The following is a 21,915-nucleotide window of genomic DNA, read 5'->3' as shown; positions in this document are numbered from 1 at the left end:
GCTATTAGTATTTTGCCAATTTTGCGCATGCCATTCGTCTCGGTGATCGCCTTGAGTGGTATAGCGTAATGGAAAATGGGGGTTATCGGCTGGTGGGGCGCATTATTTTTCTGAACTGCTTTCCGCGGGACCTTGTCTCAGGTGGCATCAAGACAATGTATCGTCATGCTTTGTTGCTTCGTCAGGCGGGGTTTCATGTGCAGGTTCTTCAGGCAGAGGGTGTGCCTTCATGGCTGGGTAAAGAGATGCACCCTCTGATGTGCGAGACAGTCACTAACCTTACGAGGCAAGATATATTCGTTTTCCCCGAGGTGTTGAGGGAATGGTATGCGGATATGATCAGCACGCCCATGATTGGGCAGAAGGTCATTTTCTGTCAGAATCCCTATTATTTCTTCACATATGGTCCATCAGCCCAGAAATTGGCGGAATGGGGTGTGACGCAGGTTTTAGCCCCGGGGATAGGGGCGGCGCATATGTTGCAGCGTGTGCTAGGGCTGGAGAATGTTCAGGTGACCCCTCCTGTGGTGGATGGCAACCTGTTCAGGCCACGGCAGAAGAAGCTTCAGGTTGTTTGTGCTGAATGGAAGTGGCCGCAGCAGGGCGGGTTACCGCGTCATGCTGTTCTGATCCAAGATATGTTGAAGCTTAAATATCCGCAGTTTTCTTCTGTTCCATGGGTGCCACTTCAGGAGAGAAAGGAAGAGGAAGTAGCAGCTCTCATGGGTGAATCGGCTGTTTGTCTATCGCTGGGCCGGCTAGAAGCCCTTGGCATCACAGCACTGGAGGCCATGGCGGCGGGATGTCTCGTTGTAGGGTGCCACGGTGGCGGGGGAAGCGACTATGCCACTTCGCAGAATGGCTTCTGGCATTCTCCCGAAGATGTGGAAGGTATGGTGGATTCCTTGGCTATGGCGTTGGAGGGCTGTGCCTCCGGTAGTGGTGTTATCAGGAAGATGGTAGCGCAGGGACAGGCAGCAGCGCAGCCTTATGCCCCAGATAAGGTCAGTATGCGGTTGCAGCAGGTGTATGGCCAGCTTTGGGGTTAATTCGCTGGGTGGGCAAAAAGCTGTGATGTAGGGATGCGTTCGCTGCGCATCAACGATATAATAGTTATCTGTTAATATATGGGCCTGCTGGTTACCAGTCGGGGACGTGTGCTGGTGGGCTCCTAGCAGGGCTGTGTGGGGGGATAACGATGCTGGATCGGTTTGTGGCCTATAATGCCCGGACTATGGGTGATGAGGTGGCTTTTGGCAGCCTCTCCCGTAAGCGGTCTTATGCCTTGCTGGAGGCAACAGTTAGCCGTCTGGCTCATGCGTTGGAGGGATTGCGAACGCTGGGCCTCCGCCGTGTTGCGGTGCAATGTCCTGATATATGGCGGCACTGGTGCCTGACTCTGGCTCTAGGCCGGTTGGGGCTTGCCTCGGCGTCTTTGTCCAACGGGGAAGTATCGGATGAAGAGCTGGCCATATTGCAGCCAGACCTTATCATTCTTCATGGGGAGAGCGGGCTGGCACCTGGTGAAGGGCGGCTTGTGCTGGGTGAAGAGTGGTTCAGCCGTGCTCTCGCCAACGTAGAAGAAGATGATGCCTCCTGCTATTACCCTCCTGTTCCGGTGGAGCGGTCTGCGCCCTGTCGTGCGGCATTGGCTAGCGGGACGGGACGGGATATGCACCTGTTGGAGCTCAGCTTTGGTGAGGTGGAAGGGCAGCTACACCGGATCATTTATCATGATATGGTGGAGTATTTCTTCCGCAATACTAGAGGCCGCGGCCGGATGGTGGGTAAGCCGCAGTTGCTTTGTACGGTCGGCCCTCAGTCCCTGAGCGGATTTCTTATGACTGGGGCTGCCCTTGCTGGTGGCACGACCCTGCGTAGTAGCGATGCCCAGAGTATTGGGGCAGAGGTTATGCAGGCTTCTGCCCTTATGATTGTCATGACCCCGGTTCATCTGGAGCATCTTCTGCGGTCTCTGCCCCCGCAGGGGCGAGCCATGAACCACATTTATCTCAGCGTTGTGGGTGGCAAGCTTTCTGATGCGGTTCTGAAGGAAACGAGGGAACGTTTCACGCTACAAGTGCAGGTCGTCTATGGCACAGACGAAAGCGGGCTTGTTGCTGCGATGCCAGCCGAGCTGCGCCAGACCGAGGATGAGGTTGGTGCGCCCCTTCCGTGGGTGGATGTTGATATCGTGGATGCTGAAGGGAGCAAGCTTCCGGCTGGAAAGGTCGGTGATATTCGCATCCGGGGTGGTGGCGTCGTGCATGGCTATGTCGATGGAAACACCGATGCGGCACAGCGTTTCAGGGACGGCTGGTTCTACCCGGGGGATAGGGGATACCTGTCCGATAAAGGTGTGCTTTATCTGTGCGGGCGAACGGATGAGCTGGTCAACATGGGGGGTGCCAAATTTGATCTAGGCGTGTTGGAGGACCTCCTGCGCACCGAAGAGCGGATCCGTGATGCTGGCGTTTTTGTGATGAAGGATGAGCAGGGGCAGGAGCGTTTCTATGCCGCCATTGTCTCGCATGAGACGTTTGACGGACAGGCGTTGTCGGCTCAGTTACGGAAGCGTTATGCCGCCTTGCCGCCCGTTATCATGATATGGGTGCCCACAATACCGCGGACATCAGAAGGGCATGTGGATAGGGACCGGCTGAGAATGGCGCTGAAAGATTATATCCGGAACGAGCTTGGCGCCCGAAAGAGCTGATTTTTTATAGTGCAGGATAAGTGCCGAGACGCTCGGACACAGGAAATAGGACAGGAATGAGTCAAACATATAATCCCGATGAAATTGCCATCATTGGCGTTGGCTGTATTCTGCCGGCTGGACTGGCGGATAGCGACTCCCTCTGGCGGTTCCTGTTGGAGCGCCGGGACGGCTGTGTGGCTATTCCGGAATATCGGTGGGGGCGTAAACGGTTTTACGACCCGGTCGATCAGACCCCGGGTAAGACAACCATGGAATATGGTCACTTCATGAAGCAGGAGGACCATCAGTTCGAGCCGCTGTTCTATGGTATTTCTCCCCGTGAGGGGATGGTGATGGACATCCAGCAGCGTCTCCTTCTGGGTGTGGCTTGGCGCGCTATAGAAAACGCAAATGTGGTTGCCCGCACGCTCGAGGGGACCAGAACGGGCGTTTTCGTAGGTAGCTTCACGCAGGACCAGCTTGTCCAGTGCGGTAGCCCCTTCATGCAGCCGCAGATCCGGGATCAGTTTGCCGCAGTCTCTGCTGGGATGACCATGTATGCGGCCCGTATCGCCCACGTCTTCGGGCTAAAAGGGCCGGCCATCGCTATGGACACGGCTTGCTCCTCATCTCTGGTGGCCCTGCATCAGGCCTGTAATAGCTTGCGTCTTGGTGAGTGTGACGTGGCTCTGGCCGGTGGCGTGAACTTCATGGCCTCCCCGCAGACAGCTATGCTCATGACGAAGGGGCACTTCCTTGCCAAGGATGGCCGTTCCAAGTCTTTCGCTGCAGATGCGGACGGCTACGGGCGTGGGGAAGGTTGTGTCATTCTCATGCTCAAACGGCTGAAAGATGCCATGCGGGATGGTGATGATATTAAAGGTGTTGTTTGCAGCTCTGGTGTGAATCAGGATGGCCGCACACCTGTGCTGACCATGCCGGACGCCGATGCGCAGGAAACATTGATCCGTGATGTACTACATCGGGCCGATGTCTCAGCGCAGGATGTGGTCTATGTAGAAGCGCATGGGACGGGAACACCTGTTGGCGACCCGATCGAAGTTAAAGCCATTGCAAAGGCCATTGGGCAGTATCAGCCAGAGGGTCAAAAGGTTCTCATTGGTTCCGTAAAGGCTAATCTGGGCCATATGGAAGCTGCTGCTGGCGCGGCGGCTGTCCTAAAGACCATGCTATGTCTTGAACATGGCAAGGTACCCGGACAGGCCAATTTGAAAGAGTTGAATCCGGTTATTCCGTTTGATGAATACCGTGTGCAGGTTGCACAGGGAGACGCTGTCGCATTGCCGGAGCGAGACAGGCTTTATGCTATCGTCAACTCCTTTGGTTATGGCGGAACAAATGCTGTTGCCCTGCTGCGCCGACCGACCGAAAAAGAGCGGACCGCAGCGCAGCGCCGAACGGTGCGTGATAATAAGTTGAAGGGAGTGCGGCCTGCCGGCTTTATGCGGCGGGTGCCTTTGCTGCTCAGCACATTCTCGGAAGCGTCTCTTGGCTTTATGGCCAAAGCCTATGCGGAACGGCTGGAGGCTGGCCCCGCTGAACGTAGCTTGTGGGAGGCACTGTGCTTCTCTACGGCACGCTATGGGACGTGGTTCCGCCATCGGGCGGTGATTCTGCCGCCACAGGGTGAAGAAGAAATCGTACAGGCCCGTGATGCCCTGCAGGCTCTGGCCGAAGGCAGGGTTCACCCGGCCTTGTTTACTGGCAAGGCCGTTGTGGATGATGCTGCAAAGCCGGTTTTCCTTTTCTCCGGTATGGGGCCTCAGTGGTGGGGAATGGGCCGTTACCTCCTGCGTAAGGGGCCAGTAGGGGTTCGTAATCTGGCGCAGCGTTGTGATGAATTGTTCACAAAACTGGCAGGCTGGTCCCTACGAGAAGAGTTGCTGAAGCCGGAGTCCAAGTCCCGCATACAGGAGACGGCGGTCGCTCAACCTGCCATCTTCCTCGTGCAGATTTGTCTGACGGAGTTCTTTACCCATCATGGCGTAATGCCCGGTGCTATTGTCGGCCATAGCGTGGGCGAGGTGGCGGCTGCCTATGTCAGCGGTGCGCTGACGTTAGAAGATGCCGTGACGGTCATCTATCATCGTAGCCGCCTTCAGGCCACATTGGCAGGCCGTGGTACCATGTTGGCCGTTGGGATGGGTCGTAGCTTGCTGGAAGAGCGGCTGGAAGGCTTTAAGGGCAGACTTGCCATTGCGGCTATCAATAGTGGCGATTCCTGCACAGTGGCGGGTCCTCTGAAGGACTTGAAGGTGCTGGAGGCAGACTGCGCAAAGGAAGGTGTGTTTGTCCGGCTTCTGAAAGTGGAAGTGCCGTATCACAGTCCGGAAATGGCAGCGATTGAGAAGGATATGCTGTCCTCTCTGGCTCATATCAGCCCGAAACCACCGGAAGTTCCGCTCTACTCTACGGTTACGGGTAAGCTGTGGGGTGAAGATGAACGGCATGACGCTGCCTATTGGTATGCTAATGCTCGGGAGCCCGTCCTTTTCCATGATGCCATGCGGGCCATGCTGAGTGATGGTCACGCTATTTTTCTTGAGCTTGCAGCTCATCCAGTGCTGGGTACGTCTGTAACGGGCTGTGCGGAGGAGGGCCGCTATGAGGTTGCCGTCATACCGTCTCTGCGCCGCAAGCAGGACGATGCAGATGGGCTTCTGCGTGCCTTGATCCGTCTGGCCCTTGCTGGTGCTGAACTGGACTGGCGTTATGTTCTGAAACCGGAACGGATTGAGCGGCCTTATTACCGTTGGGAAGAAGGTGGCAAGATGTGGCTGGAGACTGAGGCCTCCCGCCGTGACCGTCTGGATGAACAGGTTCATCCTGTTCTGGGTACGCCGAGCCTGCTGGAAAGCCGGGCATGGCGGGCTGACATTGGCGTAGTTCTGATGGAATGGCTGATGGACCATAAGGTCCACGGTATGGCCCTCTTCCCAGCCGCTGCTTATGTCGAGGCAACTCTTGCGGCGCACTTTCAGTTGGAGGCTAAGGCCCCTGCCGTGGTGGAGGACATCACGATCAGCACGCCATTGATGGTACAGGAGGGACAGGCGCCGGTTGTCATGTGGCGGTTCGACATGGCGACCCGCCGTCTTGTTTTCGATAGTGAAACAGTGGCGTGGAATGGCGACTGGCAGACACATGGTCAGGCGACCGTTCTTCAGGCTGCCCCTTGGTGCACGATATCGACGGAAAATAAAACGTTCGATTTCGAGGCCTTGTGTAAGGGAGCAACCCGCTTTGAAGGGGCCGAAGTTTACGAGGCCCTCGCCGCTATGGGGCTGAATTATGGTCCAGCCTTTCAAACTATGCAGTATCTGTACCGGGGGGATGGCTATTCTGTAGCGGAGATTGCCCTCAAGGATGAACAGGTCGCCACGCTGGAGGATTATCACCTGCATCCGGCATTGCTGGATGGTGCTATGCATGCGCTCATTGGGGCCTTCCCCTTTGAGGAGCAGAAGGACGTGTACGTTCCGGCCTCCATCGACCGTGTCAGCTATATGGGTCAGAAAGTATCACGGGCCTATGTAAAGGTGACCCCCACCTTGCGGACGCAGCGCAAGATTATGGCCGATATGCGTTTGTTCACACCGGAAGGGGAACTGCTGTGTGAGGTATTGGGCCTGTGCTGCCGCCGTGTGGCGCGTAGCGGGCATGAGGCTTCCTCTGCGGCTAGGCTGATCTATGCGCCGAACTGGATGAGCGCAGAGCGTCAGATCCTGTTGAGCGAGCCGCAGGCCATTACCCTGTTGGGTGAAGGGAGCGGTCTGGCTGCCCAGTTGGCTGAGGTGCTGAAGGATAATGGCGCAGAGCTGACCGTTAGCTCCCAGCTGGATGGTGCCGAGCTTGCGGATGTTCTGGATCACGAACCATTCTTGTCCAAACAGCGGGCGTTGGTCCTTTTCCCGCAGGCTGGTGATGATTATCAGCAGTGTCTTGATGACATGGCCGCCTGCGTGGCGTTGCTTCAGCGTGTACCAACACGAAACCGTAAACGGCGTTTGCCGGTCATTATTGTTACCCGTGGAGCCTATGGCAGGGACGGGGACGCACAGGCACTTCAGCGGGCGTTTCAGGGTCTGTTCCGTGGTGCCGCAGCCGAGCGTGTTTTGGACCTCGCTATTCGCTATGTCGATGTGCCGGCTGAGGGGGCAGAGGCCCTGCTAGACGATATTGCTGCCGAGCTTGTGCTGGAGGATACGTCAGAAGATACAGTCTGGCTGCGTCCGGCCATCAAGGGAGCAGAAGAGGATGCAGCAGGGGAAGGGGTAGAGCGTATGGTCCAGCGGCTGGTATCGCCGCCGTTGGAGCCTGAGCCTCAGCCTGTCCCGCTGGAAGAGATCATGGGTGGTGCTGATGATGGCACTATCGGTGTCCGTCTTGAAGGCAGCCGCTCCGGTACGTTGGAGGGGGTCACATGGCAGGCTTTTGCCGTGTCGGAGCCGGGACCGGGTGAGGTCAAGGTGCGCACACGCATGGCCAGTCTCAATTTTAAGGATGTGCTGAAGGCCATGTCTCTCCTGCCGGAGAGCGTGACAGAAGGGACCTTTAGTGGCGATGCCCTTGGGCTGGAATGTGTCGTAGAGGTCGAGGCGGTCGGTGAAGGGGTTGAGGACATGAAGCCCGGCGATCTGCTGGCACTTGTCTACCCGGATAGTTTCACGTCCCGCCGCATCGTGAAGGCGAGCGAGCTGGCCTATTGTGCCCTGCCTTTGTCGGGCGAGGAGTTGCCTTTCTCACTGGAGCAGATCGCCGGTCTGCCGCTGGTGTTCGTGACAGCCTATTACACGCTGATTCATCTGGCGCAGCTTCAGGAAGGGGAGAGTGTTCTCATCCATGCCGGGGCTGGTGGTGTGGGGCAGGCTGCCATCCAGATCGCCCAGCTGAAAAAGGCAGTAATCTACAGTACAGCTGGTAATCCAGAGAAACGGGACTATCTGCGTAAGCAGGGTTGTGCTGGTGTCTGGGATTCCCGGACGCTGGAGTTTGTGGATGGCATCCGTGAGGCCACGAATGGCCGAGGCGTTGATGTGGTGCTGAACTCTTTGCCCGGTGAGGCGATGATCCACAGCTTGCGGCTTGTGGCACCGATGGGCCGTTTTCTGGAGATCGGTAAGCGGGATATTGTAGAGCATCGGGCATTGGAACTGATGCCGTTTAATGAAAATCTGGCCTATTTCTCCTTCGATATGGACCGGATGATGCCGCATAAGAAGCTTTATGGCGTCATGGACGAGATTCTGCTTCTGGCCCGTCAGGGGAAGTTCACCTTCCCGCAGACACGCATCTTCCCAGCTTCCGAGGCTTCCGAGGCCTTCCGCTATCTCATGTCCTCACGCCATATTGGCAAGATCATGCTCTCTTATGAGGATATGAGTGGCATTAAGGCCCGCCCGTTGCCACGGGTTCAGCCGGGTTTCAGCCGTCAGGGTTCTTACCTCATTACAGGTGGCATGGGTGGTTTTGGCCTCAAGACAGCAGAATATCTTCTGTCTCGGGGGGCAGGGGTGCTGCATCTGGTAGGCCGGTCCTTGCCGAAGGACCCGGAACGGAAACATGCCATTGCTACCCTGAAGAAGCTGGCTGAAAGTGCCGGCGGCAAGGTTGTGACCCACCGTCTGGATGTAACAGATCGGAAGGCTGTTCACGATCTGGTCAAAAAGCTGGCTCGGGATGACGTGCCACTGCGGGGTGTCTTCCATGCTGCCGGTGTGGTGGATGACCAGCTCATTAGCAAGGTGGGAGCAGCGAATATTACCACCGTTATGGCACCTAAGGTGCTGGGCGCACAGGCACTAGATGAGGCGACCCGTGGGCTGGAGCTAGACCACTTCGTGCTTTACTCCTCCTTTACGGCGGAGATTGGTAACCTCGGGCAGAGCAGCTACATGGCGGCTAATAGCTACTTGAATGCTCTGGCAGAAAATCGGCGTCAGCAGGGGCTGCCTGCTTTGGCCGTGGGGTGGGGTGCCATCGGCGACGTGGGGATGCTGACCGAAAGTGATGCTGCCGGCCGTATGTTTGATGTCGCCGGGATTAAAACCATGACGGCGGCGGACTCTCTGGCTTATTTGCCGGTGCTTTATGGTGTGGACCGCAGCGATGTGTCTCTAGTGGACCTTAACTGGGTGCAGGTCTTTGGGGCACTGGCGTGGCTGAAAAACTCTGCACGCTTCGCACTTTTGCAGCAGGAAAGCCATAAAGGCGGCATATCGGACTCTGTCCAATTGCTGATGAACATGCCCGAGAATGAGCGGCTGGATTACGTTCTTCTTCGTCTCAAGCAGCAGCTTGGGTCCGTCCTTCAGGTGGAGCCGGAGACGATTGAGGACGGTGCACGCCTCTCCGAGCTGGGGATTGATTCCCTTGCCGGTGTGGAACTCCAGACAGCCATCCGTTCGGAATTTGGTGTGGATGTCTCCCTCGTTCTGTTGGCCCGGAATGAGACTATCATCGAGATGGCTCGCAGCTTGCTGCGGCAGGCGGTGGTGATGGCTCAGCAGGGTGGTACTGTTGCTTTGGAAGGGGTGCAGGCCACTGGAGGGGAGGCATGACCGCTCGGACATGTCGCATCGTCCAGCAGTCCGGTTATGTGATTGAGCAATACGAGCAGGGCTTCACCATATTGGACCGGCACAAGCATCGGCTGGATGAGATGCTGAGTTTCCGAGCCATGGAAAGGCCGGAGCAGCTACAGTGTGTCGTGCTGGATGAGACACTGGAAGTGGCCGACACCCTGACCTTTCAGCAGGCCCATGATTGGGCCTGCCGGGTGGCGGGGCTTTTGGATCGCTTCGTGTCGGAACGGGAGCGGGTTCTGCTCTGTTTTGAGAATGACACGGCGGCCGTGGCTGGTTTCTTTGGTTGTGTCTATGCCAACACCGTGCCGGTATCGGGTGTCTGTCCCAGCATGGTTGGCAGTGTGGACCGGCTGTTCGATATTCTGGAGGACTCCGAGGCTGTGGCTGTGCTGGGGCCGCGGGAGGTCCTGATGGGGTTTCGGCGCCAGGCCGCAGGCCGGGCTCGCAAGGTGAAATGGATTCCCATTGAGGGGGCCGAAAGTGCCGAGCCTCTCCACCGCCGTTGTGTGGCGGAGCTGGATGATGTGGCCCTTGTGCAATATACGTCCGGTTCTATCGGGCGGCCCCGTGGGGTGAAGATCACACATCGCAATCTGGGGACCAACCTGCACCTTTTGGTGATCCGTAGCGATATTTGGCTCGGTAGGCTGGGGCTGATATGGCTGCCTTTGTCTCATGATATGGGATTGGTGAGCCTCATGTTCGGGATAGCAACGGGCGGGCCTACATGGTTGATGAAACCGGAGCATTTTATTGCTCGCCCGGAACGTTGGGTGCAGGCGATAGACCGGTATCGGGTTAATTTCTCCATTGGTCCCAATTTCGCTTACGAGCTTCTAGCCCGTAATGTGCCGGACTCTGCTTTGAAGGGGCTGGACTTATCCTGCTGGAAATGGTCCGTCATCGGGGCCGAGATGATCGAACGGGGGACAGTAAACCGGTTTCTGGAACGGTATGCCCCTCTTGGGTTGGATCCCTCCGTTCTTCGGCCGGGCTATGGCATGGCCGAGACAACGTTGATGATTACTAGCGGTAGCCGGGATAGTGAGGAGGCTGTGTCCTTCGCAACATTTTCCCGAGCGGGGCTGGCAGAGGGACGTGCTGAACCACCGCATGATGAGCATGACAGGCGTGTTCTGGCCGATTGTGGCTGCGTGATAGAAGAACATGCCATCCTTGTTGTGGACCCCGAGACCGGTGATAGCCTACCGGATGGTCAGGTTGGTGAGTTGTGGTTGAGCGGCCCCTGTGTGACACCGGGCTATCTGAACCGGGAGCAGGAAAATCGGGAGCGTTTCAGCACCGATGCAGAGGGCCGCAAGTGGTTCCGCAGCCGGGATTCAGGCTTCCTCGTGAAGGGACATCTCTTCGTGACGGGCCGTATGGAGAATAGTCTCCTTATTGGTGAGCAGCGTTATGACCCGGATGATCTGGCACAGGCCGTGCGGCAGGCTTGTCCTGTCTTCAGCAGTCGGGGCGTAACGGTGTTTCGGCACGAGGGTGAGCTGTGTGTGATGGGTGAGCTGTCTCTAGCGCAAGTGAGGCAGGAAACCGGTCATGAGAAGCTTCTGGCTGGGATGGCCCGTGCCATACGGCAAGTCTGCCCAGTTCGGAAATTACGTTGTGTTCTGGTGCGGCAGGGCGGCGTGCATCGTACGCCGAGTGGTAAGATTCGCCTTTCAGCAACGTCCGAGGCTTTTGTGGCGGGGCGTCTTCCCATCGTGCAGGAGCAGTGCTTCGGCTTGGATGAATTGGAGAGGGTCGAGATTCTGGCATGGGGAGAAACGCCGCTATGAGCGGAAATTGCGGTGAAGGGTGCATGCTCGCCCGGGAGAGAGAAGAAGAGGCATGTGTGCAGGAGTGTGGCCGTGAGTGACAATGACAAGATTGTTTTGACGCAGGCTGGTCCTGGAGGGATCCGCTATGACTTCAATGATGGCTGTCGTGTCGGTGTGCCGGAGGGAGCCCTCTGGGCGGTAAGGTTGCGGGACCTGGATACAGATACGGTCTTGTTTTTTCAGGAGATCAACGGGGCTGGCATGGTGCAGAGCCTGAAGCGGTATTATGTCCGCTTCGAGATCACCATTTGGAAGGATGGGGAAGAGTTCTTCACGCATGTTTGCGACTTGAAGGATCGAGAAGTCCTCATAACGATGCATCTAGGCGGGCTGGGTGACCATATCGCTTGGATTGGGCAGGCCGCTACCTTTGTGGAGAAGCACGGCTGTCGTGCGAGTTTCTTCGTAAACAAGGCTATGATTCCTCTTTTTGAGGATGCCTACCCCCATATTCGGTTTATTGATGAGGATGACCAGAGCGACCGGCAATATTACGCTCATTATAAGGTGCTGGTCTTTTTTGGGGATACGGAGTTTACGTGCCAGCCTAATGATTACCGGCAGACCGGTCTCTCCCATATGGGGGCCTATATATTGGGGTTGTCGCCGCAGGAGAGGAAGCCCCGTGTCGTTGTTGAGCCGGGCGAGCGCCCGATGGAAGAGCCTTACGTTTGTATCGGGGCACAGGCATCAGGGCTTAGTAAATACTGGAATAATCCCCGTGGTTGGTATGATCTGATCCGCTTCCTGAAGGAGAAAGGCTACAAGGTTGTCTGTATTGATAAGGACCGTGTATCTGGGCCTATCACAGCCATACGGACCATCCCTCATGGGGCGCAGGACGAGACCGGGAACCGCCCATTGCCAGAGCGTGTCCGCTGGTTGCAGCATGCTGAATTCTTTGTGGGAACCTCTTCTGGTCTGGCGTGGCTGGCTTGGGCTGCGGGTACCAAGGTGGTCATGATCAGCGGCTATACTGAGCCATATAATGAGTTCTATACGCCGTATCGCATCATTAATAGGAATGTCTGCAATGGCTGTGCCAATGATGTGAATATCGAGTTGAAACCGAATGATCCTTTCTTCTGTCCTCGCCATAAGGGGACAGAAAAGATGTTTGAATGTTCCCGAGGGATTTCTTTCACACAGGTGAAAACAACTATTGAACAGATTCCGGGGTTTGGGGAGCTGTCACAGAATGACTGAGAAGAAAACGGAACGTGTCTTGCAGGATATCGTCGCCCTGAAGCCACCCTCTTCTGCCTCTATACTGCCCTTTACGGAAGAAACAGTAGATTCCGGTGCGGAGGGGCAAGAGGACCGCATGGTCTTCTCTGCGGCTGAACTGCCGTCTGCTTCTCTTGGGGCAAGTGGCAAGGAGCCGCTGAATAAGAAAAAAGATGACGGCATAGAGCGGCTGCCTAACTTCCCATTCCCAGCACCGGAGGTGGAGCCCACACAGGAGGGGCCTTACGGCCTGCGCTATGACTTCAACCTCGGTATTCGGGTCAAGATGCCGGAAGGTAAGCAGTGGCGTGTACGCTTCTGGGATATGGAAACAGATACCTGCCTGTATGACGGTAAATCTGGGGGAGAATATGTCACTTCCCGTAAGAAATACTTTCTACAGGTGCTGATCGAGCTGTTTGACGGCAATGAACTTGTCTGGACGCATGAATATGATGCACGGCGGAAGAAAGTTGCCATCATCATGCCAACCGGGACGTTAGGGGACCCGCTGGGGTGGGTACCGTATATCGATCGGTTCGGACAGAAGCATGATTGCGACATGACAGTCGTGACAAGCGAGGTGATTGTCGACCTCATGGGGCCGGCCTATCCGCATATTCGCTTCCTGAAGGAAGCGGAGTTTGTCGGGGTGAGAAGCGAGTTTTACGCTAGCTATTATATCGGATTGTTTTTCCATGATGAGGAACAGGCATGGCAGCCACGGGATTTCCGTGCTGTTGGCCTGCACCGGACAGCCGGATGGATTATGGGTGTGGACCCGACAGAGATCCGCCCTCGGGTTGCCATCGAGAAAGCCGATACCCGCCCGATAGAGGAGCCTTATGTGGTCGTGGCTGTGCAGGCATCCTGTGCCTGCAAGATGTGGCAGAACCCGCTAGGATGGTTGGATACGGTCCAGTATCTGAAGAAAATGGGCTATCGTGTCATCTGTATCGATAAGGAACCCGTGGTCGGGCATAACATCACATGGAACCACATGCCCAACGGTGTGGAGGATGAAACTGGGGAGCGTCCGCTGGCAGAACGGGCCCGCTGGATAAAACATGCTGATTTTTTTGTTGGCTTGTCTTCTGGCCTTTCATGGCTGGCCTGGGCCGTTGGAACGCCTGTTGTTATGATCAGCGGCTTTACGGACCCGATCAACGAGTTCCAGACGCCGTATCGTGTGTTCAGTAACCATGGCTGTAATAGCTGTTGGCACGATTTGCGGACGCCTTTCCAGCATAATGACTATCTGTTCTGCCCCCGTCACAAAGGGACAGAGCGTGCCTTTGAATGTACGCGGAATATCAGCACGTCTTATGTGTTGTCTGTCATCAAGAAGCTTTGTCGGGATCATGACCTTGTCCCGCCCGCCGTGGCGGCTGGTGAGCCGTGGCCTGACGATGTAGAGCGGGTGAAAGAGGTCGCAGAAGTGGCAGGACGGCAGGGGTATGAGCATCGGCATGAAATTTACTGGAAACTTTGACCACTGATGAGGGTGGCACCCCACCCTCCCATCATGCCCGGCAGGGTGTCATTTATGGGGCAGCCTGCTAGAAGGGCAGTTAGGTTCCTTCTTTGCGAGAATGGTTGACTGAATGACGACAACATCTTTGCCGGTCTGCGTGGCCGCTCTTTATCATTTTACGGCGTTTGAGGATCACAAAGCCCTGCGTGAACCGCTTCTGGAGATGTGCCAGAAGGAAGGTGTTAAGGGCAGCCTGCTGCTGGCCCGTGAGGGCATTAACGGTACCATCGCTGGGCCAGATGCGGGCATTGATGCCGTATTGGCCTATATCGACAGCCTGCCGGGCTGCGCTGGGTTCGATTACAAGAAGTCCCGTGCGAAGACGATGCCCTTTTTGCGTATGAAAGTGCGGTTGAAGAAAGAGATCGTCACGATGGGGCAGCCGAATATTGACCCCCATGTCTGTGTTGGCCGTTATGTCGAACCGAAGGACTGGAATGCCCTGATTTCCGACCCTGATACGGTCGTGATGGATACCCGTAATGATTATGAGGTCGCTATCGGGACATTTCGTGGGGCTGTGGACCCGAACCTGAAAACATTCCGTGCTTTCCCTGAATGGTTCCGCAATTGGCGGAAGGAGGTGGAGGCACAGGGCCGTACACCGAAGATCGCCATGTTCTGCACGGGGGGTATACGCTGCGAAAAATCCACTGCCTTTGCCCGGCAGGAAGGAGTGGACGATGTGTACCATCTCAAGGGTGGCATTTTGAAATATCTGGAAGAGATTCCAGAGGAAGAAAGCCTGTGGGATGGAGAATGTTTTGTGTTCGACCAGCGTGTGTCAGTCGGGCACGGGCTGAAGCTGGGTAAGTATGACCTCTGCCATGCCTGCCGTGCACCCATTAGTGCGGAAGACAAAGAGTCGCCCCAGTATGAGGAGGGCGTGAGCTGCCCGCACTGTTACGGACAGAGAACGGACGCTCAGCGACAGCGTTATCGTGAACGTCAGCGTCAGGCCCAGCTCGCCGAACAGCAGGGGCGCACCCATCTGGGTGATGAGGCGCAGGGCTGACCGGCTTTCTTAGGTCTGGATTTGTTGCGGAAAAGGCGTCTCCCGTAATGGGGGACGCCTTTTATTATGTTTAGAAATGCTCTCGCAGGGTCAGATTGACCGATCGCCCCATGCCTAAAACCGGGCCGGGTGGGTTGCCCGCCGTGCTGACGGCCCGCCCTCCTAGCGGCAGGGCGTACCGTTGGTTCAGTAGGTTCTCGAGGCTTACATCCAGTTGAAGATAGCGGGACCAGTGATAGCCAGCCCCAAGATTGAACAGTGCATAGCCGGGTGTCCGGGGTTCGTTGCGGACCCAGTCTACCGTATGTTTTGCTTTGACAAGCACGACCTCCGCCATGCCGTGCCATGGGCCGAAATGCTCATGCAGGCGGATCGTCCCGTTGAGTGGCATTTGTTGGTACAGGCCGGAGTGGGTCTTAAAGTCCTGCCCCCGCACCCAATTCAGGTTGGCGGAGAGTTCCCCCGTGCCCCAGTGCGTATTGTCCCACAGGGTTGCCCGCCCCGAGGCGTTGATGCCGTAGCTCTGGGCATTGTGGTTGACGAACTGGAGCAAGTTGAAACCTCGTGACAGGGCACCGATGCGCACGACATTTATGTAATTGTGCGTGTAGGTGTAGAAGGGCTGGATCATGGCCTCCCACTGGTGATCATCCGCATCATGGAAGCGGAACGTTACGCTTGCGGTGTTGGCGACTTCAGGTTTCAGGTTCAGGTTGCCGACATAGCCATTGCCATCACCAAACCAGTTTATCATTCGGGCGGTCATGCTCTCTCGGCTCCAGCCATAGCGTTCATACAGGTTGGGAGAGCGTGTCTTGCGGGCATAGCCACCCTCAATGTTTAGGTAGGCACTGGCTTTGTAACGCAGTAGGGCTGTGACATCGAAATTGTCATCCGTCCGGCCTCGGCGGGCACTGTTGAAAGCGCGGGCGGCTGCCTGATTGGTGCTGCCCATACTCATGCTACCCATTCCCATACCGGACATGCTGCCCATATTCATCATGGACATTGCCCCCATTCCACTCATGGGAGACAGGCCCTGATAAGGGGAAACGGGGCCGGTATTCATCATGATGACATCGCTGCGCATGCCGAGTTCGGTGGAGAGGCGGGGTGTCCATTGGGCATTCCATTGGATGAAATGGCCGAGATGGTCCCGGTGGGCATTGTTCAGGCTGTGGAACGTACCCGGCCCCATCATCATGCTCCCCATGAGGGGAGGCCACCAGTCATTGAGGCCATCATGGCTGAAGGCACTGCCGACCTTGAGCTGGTGGCGTTGCCCGAGTGGTATGGTGGCGACTAGACTGTAGCCTGCCGTACGGCCATCGCTATTCATGGGCATGCCGGTGGTGGCACTATGGCCGCCTTTGTCGGCCAGCATGTTCATGGCGTGGGTTACACGTTGCCAGTAGCCCCGGGCCTCTAGCGTACCCCAGTTGAAGGTCCCGACATATTTGCCATTCACGAAGGTGGAGCGGTTGTTGGTCTCATCCATGTACTGGTTGGGAAAGCCTTCATAAGGTGTGTCCTGCTGGCCGAATGTTAGGCTGAAGAGATGGTTCTTTAGCTTCAGGCCGGCCGTCACATCGTGATTAAAGCTGAGATAGTTACTAGAGAGAACCCGCCCCCCACGCCCTCCAGCGGTGTAGTCGCTGGCATGGGTGTAGGAGCCGCTATAGCGCAGGCTGAGCATGTCGTTGGCCACTGTTATGGAACCACCAGCACCGGATCCTCCCCCATTACTGCGCCAGTCTTCTCGTCCATCGCCTGTTACGAGGATGTTGCCTGCTTTGGCGAACTGTGGGTCTTTCCGTTCTACGGAGATGGTGCCGCCCGTGCTGTCCCCGCCGAGGCTAACAGGCGTGATTCCGGCAATGGCCACGCTGTGGGATACTTCATCAAGGTTGATCTGTGAGAGGGCAGGATTCATGTGGTTGGGACAGTCCGCCATTAGGGGCATTCCATCCACGAAGGTGGCGACCCGATCATCCGCCATGCCGTTGAGGACTGGCAGGTTGGCAATGCCCCCCGTTTTGTAACTGCTGAACCCGGGAACGTCCCGGAATAAGGCGGCTGTGTCGGCTGCCTGCGTGAAGGGGCGTCGTGTAGCGATGACGCTGATTTGCTCAATAGGGTGTGTACTGAGTGATCGGGTAGGGAGTGGCTGGATGGGGGAGAGTTGTGGCTGGTCGGAGGGGGTTATCTGGCTTTTCGGTGTAGTCTGGGCTTCTGCCTTTTTGGTTGGCAGGATTAGGCTGCCCAGTAGCAGGGTGGTCAGAGCCGAGAAAGATAGTAGATGACGAAAAACGTAGGCCGGACGCATGCTGCGCCCGCCTTCATAAGAGTGGAAAATAGACAAAACTCATCCATTCTGAAGAAAACATGCGGAAAGGCCGATACGCAGCCTTCTTCAGGCTGGATCGGTCAGGTGAGTGCGTGATTCAGGATGAGTGAGGGTGGCCCACGACTGGGGGGGCGTTGCCGGGTTTGCTTCGGCGGGGCGTGTGTAGGGGGTGTTTCTTGCCAAATCTGCCGAGCTAGCCGAATGCAGCTGAGCAGCACGGTAAGGACTGTTAGAGCTAGAAGAACGTGGTCCAACAGGGGGCAGAGCGGGCAGTCCAACCCGTGATGATGATGCCCGCCAGAATGAGGATGGCTCTTCATGTGGGGAGTGGAAGGCTTCGGTGGGCAATGGGTCTGCCGTTCTCCCTGTCCCATACTGGTATGGTCCATGTCGGGCATGGAGGGTGCAGCTTGTGTAAAGGCGGTAGGAGCAATATCAATGCCCGTCAGCCGTAGGATGGCGGCCCGGGGGCTTTCATCCGGCAGGCTAGACGCTGTGAGAAGGGTTTGTGCCCCAAAGCCCAGCAGCATGACCAGCACCATGAGGCAGCGTAGCGGATGCCAGCGCAGCAAGGTAGAGGTCATCAGGCCGTGGGTGGGGAAAGCCTTCATTGGTTAGTGCCGAACCCCACCAGAGAGGCAGGCTAGCAGCGTTCCGAGCAGAATTAGTCCGATCCCCAGATAAGCCGTCAGGTTGAGCGGCTGACGGAAGATGGTCACGCCGATGACGGCGATGCAGACAATTCCCACTCCGCACCAGACAGCATAGGCAATGCCGAGGGGAACGCATTTCAGAGCCTGTGCCAGACAGAAAAAGGCCGCCCCGTAGAGCAGGAGCGAGCCGATGGTGGGCAGGGGCTTACGGAACCCGTTGGAGATGTTCAGCAGGCTGGTCGCCAGAACCTCCAGAAGGATAGCCCCGAATAGGAAGAGCCAAGCAAGAAAAGGCGTCATGGCACCGTCCTATATCAGGATTTCTTTTTTCTGCCACCTTTCTTGCCGTTGCCTTGCTGTGGTGTGGCTGGCGCTGGCCCTGTCTTTCCGGCGGCCAGCATGGGAGCGAGGAACTGCCCGGTATGGCTCTCCTTGCAGGCGGCAATGTCCTCTGGCGTGCCAGTGGCGACAACCTGCCCACCGCCTGCGCCGCCTTCCGGCCCGATGTCGATCACCCAGTCTGCCGTCTTGATGAGATCAAGATTATGCTCAATGACCAGCACTGTATTGCCCTGTTCTACCAGAGCGTGAAGGACATTTAGTAGCTTGTGAACATCTTCGGTATGGAGTCCGGTAGTGGGTTCGTCCAGCACATAGAGGGTCCGACCTGTGGCACGGCGGGCGAGTTCCTTTGCGAGCTTCACACGCTGGGCTTCACCACCGGAGAGGGTCGTGGCTTGTTGGCCGAGGGCCACATAGCCTAGCCCTACCTGCTGAAGAATAGAGAGGCGGTCCGCAATGCGGGGCACCGCACTGAAGAACGGCACGGCCTCGTCCACCGTCATGGCCAGAACGTCCGCAATGGACTTTCCCTTGAACTTGATCTCCAGTGTTTCCCGGTTATAGCGGGCCCCTTTGCATGTATCGCAGGTGACGAACACATCCGGCAGGAAGTGCATCTCAATCTTCAACACACCGTCACCTTGGCAGGCCTCGCAGCGTCCTCCTTTGACGTTAAAGGAGAAACGACCCGGCTTATAGCCCCGTGCTTTGGCTTCCGGTAATTCAGCAAACCAGTCCCGGATAGGGGCGAAGAGGTCCGTATAGGTGGCGGGGTTGGAGCGAGGCGTTCGCCCGATGGGGGATTGGTCAATCTCGATGATTTTGTCGAGCTGCTCGGTGCCTTCTAGCCGCCCATAAGGGAGGGGAACAGCAGCGGATTTCATGATCTGCCGGGCCAGGGCTTTATAGAAGGTATCGGTAATCAGTGTCGATTTTCCGCTACCGGAAACACCCGTAACGGCAATGAAGGTGCCGAGCGGGAATTTCACACTGACATTCTTGAGGTTATTCCCCTTGGCCCCATGAATACTTACCCAGCGTTTGCTTGTGCGGCGTGTGGCGGGGACGGGGATGCCCCGGCGGCCCGCTAGCCATGCGCCGGTTAGGCTGTCGGGATTCTGGGCAACTTCTTCCGGTGTGCCATAGGCGATGACATGCCCGCCTTGCGTTCCAGCTCCTGGCCCCATGTCGATGAGATAGTCCGCCTGCCGGATGGCATCTTCATCATGTTCCACGACAAGGACGGTATTGCCGAGATTTCGCAGTCTCTCCAGCATGGTGAGCAGGCGGGCATTGTCCCGCTGGTGTAGCCCGATGGAGGGTTCATCCAGCACATAGAGGACGCCTGTCAGGCCGGAGCCAATCTGCGAGGCCAGCCGGATGCGCTGGCTCTCCCCGCCGGAGAGCGTGCCGGAACTGCGTGAGAGGGTGAGATAGTCCAGGCCCACACGGTCGAGGAAATGTAGCCGTTCGGTGATTTCCTTGAGGATGCGCCGGGCGATCTCGGCCCGCTGGGGTGTCAGGCTGGCTTCCACGGTGTTGAACCATGCAAGAGCCTCGCTGATGGTTAGTTCTGAAGCTTCAGCAATGTTGCTATCATTAACCTTCACGCAGAGGGCTTCCGGCCGCAGGCGGGCACCATGACAGGCGGGGCAGGGCATGGCGGATTGATACCGGCCTAGAGCTTCTCGCACATGGATGCTGCTGCTTTGCGCCAGACGGCGTTGCAGATGGTTGATGATGCCCTCAAAGGGCCGGTTGATGGTGTAGGTCTTCCCCTTGTCATCTTGATAGGGGATGCTGACAGCCTCAGGAGCACCATGTAGGAGGAAATTGCGGGAGCTGTCCTTCAGCTTGTTCCATGGTGTGTCCAGCGTTTCCCCGCAATGGCGGGCAATGGCGGCGAGGGTCTGGTCGAAGAGTGGGTCTTGCTCATTCCGCCACGGGGCAATGGCCCCTTCACGCAGGGTCAGGCTGTCATCGGGGATGATGAGGTTGGGGTCGAAATGCGTTTCTGTTCCCAGCCCGTCACAGGTTGGGCAAGCCCCCATTGGGGCATTGAAGGAGAAGAGGCGAGGTTCCACACTCTCCAGCATGAAGCCGGATTCTGGGCAGGAATAGCGGGAGGAGAAAGAGGCTTTCAACGGCTCACCGTCTTCCCCGCTGCGAAGGACCTCTTCAACGGAGGCCAATCCGTCCGAGAGTTCTAGAGCGGTTTCGAAACTGTCGGCTAACCGGGTTTCCACACCTTCTTTCAGCACCACACGGTCCACTACGACATCCACATTGTGGCGTGTCTTGCGGTTCAGTTTCGGGGCTTCGCTGATTTCGTAGAGTGTGCCGTCAATCCGCACACGGGCGAAGCCACGGCGGGTCAGCTCGGCTAGTTCTTTTGCACAGTCGCCTTTTCGGTCTCGCACGACCGGGGCCAGCAGCATGAGCCGTGTGCCGGTAGGCATAGTCATGACACGGTCCACCATCTGGCTGATGCTCTGGGCCTCGATGGGTAGGCCGGTGGCCGGGGAGTAGGGAACGCCAGCCCGTGCCCAGAGCAGGCGCATGTAGTCGTGAATCTCGGTGATCGTGCCGACCGTGGAGCGTGGATTGCGAGAGGTTGTTTTCTGCTCGATGGAAATGGCTGGAGAGAGGCCCTCAATGGAATCCACATCCGGCTTGCCCATAAGCTCCAGAAACTGGCGAGCGTAGGCAGAGAGACTCTCTACATAGCGGCGCTGCCCTTCGGCATAAATGGTGTCGAAAGCGAGGGAGGACTTGCCAGAGCCGGAAAGGCCCGTCAGCACGGTCAGCCTATCCCGGGGGATAGTGACATTGACGTTCCGTAGATTATGCGTACGAGCGCCACGGACGATGATGTGGCTTGTGCTGGCGGGAGGGGCTGTATCTGTCACGCTATGTCCTCAATGACGGCCTTGCGGGCTGTGGTGGATGCATGGGCGGTCCATCTGTGCAATATAGGCAATATGGGCACACGGGGCCAGAATCGAACCGTGGCAATGAAAAGTTCTTGAGAGAAGTGGAAGAAGACGCATGGCAGGCAGTGTGAATAAGGTCATTCTGGTAGGTAATCTGGGTCGTGACCCGGAGGTCCGCAATACTCAGTCCGGTAGCAAGATCGTCAATCTGACCATTGCCACAAGTGACACATGGAATGACCGCAACACGGGTGAGCGGCGGGACCGTACAGAATGGCACCGTGTCGTCATCTTCAATGAGCGTGTCGGTGATGTTGCCGAACGCTACCTGCGTAAAGGTCGCAAGGTCTATATTGAGGGCGAACTGCGCACCCGTAAATGGACGGACCAGCAGGGTGTAGAGAAATATACGACTGAAGTGGTGATCGACCGTTTTCGTGGCAATCTGGTGCTGCTGGATGGCCAGCGTAGCGGTGGCGATGGTGGCGGTTTTGGCGATGATGGTTATGACGGCGGCTCTAATGGTGGCGGTAGCAACTGGGGCGGCGGTAACGGTATGTCTTCTGGTCGTGGCGGCAGCCGTGGACCGCAGCAGGGCGGTGGCATGGGTGGCGGTTCCAACGTTGGTTGGGATAGCTCACCGAACCATGGTGGCCAGGAGCTGGATGACGAAATTCCTTTCTGAGCCGGTAGTGTCGTAACAAAGGGCCCGGTGGGGCA

12 protein-coding genes are annotated in these 21,915 nt (G+C 57.0%); 8 read left to right on the top strand and 4 right to left on the bottom strand.

The annotated features are described in order from the left end of the window. The first annotated feature begins 68 nt into the window (after nt 1-68). From AL01_RS06950 to trhO, 7 genes are all read left to right on the top strand, one after another. On the top strand, nt 69-1,049 hold the full coding sequence (locus AL01_RS06950) for a glycosyltransferase (RefSeq protein ID WP_077396749.1): 981 nt from the start codon (nt 69-71) through the stop codon (nt 1,047-1,049). A gap of 149 nt (nt 1,050-1,198) precedes the next feature. Beyond that, nucleotides 1,199-2,716: a class I adenylate-forming enzyme family protein gene (locus AL01_RS06945; protein ID WP_077396748.1), complete on the top strand. Its 1,518-nt coding sequence runs from the start codon at nt 1,199-1,201 to the stop codon at nt 2,714-2,716. A gap of 56 nt (nt 2,717-2,772) precedes the next feature. Continuing rightward, on the top strand, nt 2,773-9,279 hold the full coding sequence (locus AL01_RS06940) for a type I polyketide synthase (protein WP_077396747.1): 6,507 nt from the start codon (nt 2,773-2,775) through the stop codon (nt 9,277-9,279). Further along, nucleotides 9,276-11,102 carry an AMP-binding protein gene (locus AL01_RS06935; protein ID WP_077396746.1) on the top strand — a complete coding sequence of 609 codons (1,827 nt, stop codon included), beginning with the start codon at nt 9,276-9,278 and terminating at the stop codon, nt 11,100-11,102. The genes AL01_RS06940 and AL01_RS06935 overlap by 4 nt, the downstream gene beginning before the upstream one ends. Before the next feature lie 72 nt (nt 11,103-11,174). Further along, the gene (locus AL01_RS06930) at nt 11,175-12,350 is read left to right on the top strand and encodes an autotransporter strand-loop-strand O-heptosyltransferase (RefSeq protein ID WP_241502753.1); all 1,176 of its coding nucleotides are present in this window, start codon (nt 11,175-11,177) and stop codon (nt 12,348-12,350) included. Further along, a complete protein-coding gene (locus tag AL01_RS06925) occupies nt 12,343-13,863 on the top strand; it encodes an autotransporter strand-loop-strand O-heptosyltransferase (protein ID WP_077396744.1) in 1,521 nt (506 codons plus the stop codon). The genes AL01_RS06930 and AL01_RS06925 overlap by 8 nt, the downstream gene beginning before the upstream one ends. Before the next feature lie 112 nt (nt 13,864-13,975). Next, nucleotides 13,976-14,920 (top strand): oxygen-dependent tRNA uridine(34) hydroxylase TrhO, encoded by a 945-nt coding sequence (gene trhO, locus AL01_RS06920; protein ID WP_077396743.1) that lies wholly within the window; start codon nt 13,976-13,978, stop codon nt 14,918-14,920. Between the two features lie 70 nt (nt 14,921-14,990). Here the strand turns inward: trhO and AL01_RS06915 are convergent, their stop codons facing one another. The 4 genes from AL01_RS06915 to uvrA all read right to left on the bottom strand — a co-directional run bounded on the left by AL01_RS06915 (nt 14,991) and on the right by uvrA (nt 21,171). Continuing rightward, a complete protein-coding gene (locus tag AL01_RS06915) occupies nt 14,991-17,246 on the bottom strand; it encodes a TonB-dependent receptor (RefSeq protein ID WP_077396742.1) in 2,256 nt (751 codons plus the stop codon). 101 nt (nt 17,247-17,347) lie between these two features. After that, a complete protein-coding gene (locus AL01_RS06910; RefSeq protein ID WP_077396741.1) occupies nt 17,348-17,878 on the bottom strand; it encodes a DUF2946 family protein in 531 nt (176 codons plus the stop codon). Nucleotides 17,879-17,881: 3 nt separating this feature from the next. Then, complete coding sequence (locus AL01_RS06905; RefSeq protein WP_077396740.1) at nt 17,882-18,220, bottom strand: DMT family transporter; 339 nt, start codon at nt 18,218-18,220, stop codon at nt 17,882-17,884. Between the two features lie 14 nt (nt 18,221-18,234). Continuing rightward, on the bottom strand, nt 18,235-21,171 hold the full coding sequence (gene uvrA / locus AL01_RS06900) for an excinuclease ABC subunit UvrA (protein ID WP_077396739.1): 2,937 nt from the start codon (nt 21,169-21,171) through the stop codon (nt 18,235-18,237). A 139-nt stretch (nt 21,172-21,310) separates the two neighbouring features. Between uvrA and ssb the strand changes: the two genes are divergently transcribed. Further along, nucleotides 21,311-21,880 carry a single-stranded DNA-binding protein gene (gene ssb, locus AL01_RS06895; protein WP_077396738.1) on the top strand — a complete coding sequence of 190 codons (570 nt, stop codon included), beginning with the start codon at nt 21,311-21,313 and terminating at the stop codon, nt 21,878-21,880. The last annotated feature ends 35 nt before the right edge of the window (nt 21,881-21,915 follow it).

Origin of the sequence: Bombella intestini (genome assembly GCF_002003665.1) — a bacterium.
Taxonomy (GTDB): domain Bacteria; phylum Pseudomonadota; class Alphaproteobacteria; order Acetobacterales; family Acetobacteraceae; genus Bombella; species Bombella intestini.
The sequence above is the reverse complement of the archived record's forward strand: the minus strand, read 5'-3'. Positions and strand labels throughout refer to the sequence as shown.

What these genes read in the sequence shown, in the direction of transcription:
- AL01_RS06950 (WP_077396749.1), top strand. Translation starts at nt 69, where the DNA reads ATGGAAAATGGGGGTTATCGGCTGGTGGGGCGCATTATTTTTCTGAAC.
- AL01_RS06945 (WP_077396748.1), top strand. Translation starts at nt 1,199, where the DNA reads ATGCTGGATCGGTTTGTGGCCTATAATGCCCGGACTATGGGTGATGAG.
- AL01_RS06940 (WP_077396747.1), top strand. Translation starts at nt 2,773, where the DNA reads ATGAGTCAAACATATAATCCCGATGAAATTGCCATCATTGGCGTTGGC.
- AL01_RS06935 (WP_077396746.1), top strand. Translation starts at nt 9,276, where the DNA reads ATGACCGCTCGGACATGTCGCATCGTCCAGCAGTCCGGTTATGTGATT.
- AL01_RS06925 (WP_077396744.1), top strand. Translation starts at nt 12,343, where the DNA reads ATGACTGAGAAGAAAACGGAACGTGTCTTGCAGGATATCGTCGCCCTG.
- trhO (WP_077396743.1), top strand. Translation starts at nt 13,976, where the DNA reads ATGACGACAACATCTTTGCCGGTCTGCGTGGCCGCTCTTTATCATTTT.
- AL01_RS06915 (WP_077396742.1), bottom strand. Translation starts at nt 17,246, where the DNA reads ATGCGTCCGGCCTACGTTTTTCGTCATCTACTATCTTTCTCGGCTCTG.
- AL01_RS06910 (WP_077396741.1), bottom strand. Translation starts at nt 17,878, where the DNA reads ATGAAGGCTTTCCCCACCCACGGCCTGATGACCTCTACCTTGCTGCGC.
- AL01_RS06905 (WP_077396740.1), bottom strand. Translation starts at nt 18,220, where the DNA reads ATGACGCCTTTTCTTGCTTGGCTCTTCCTATTCGGGGCTATCCTTCTG.
- ssb (WP_077396738.1), top strand. Translation starts at nt 21,311, where the DNA reads ATGGCAGGCAGTGTGAATAAGGTCATTCTGGTAGGTAATCTGGGTCGT.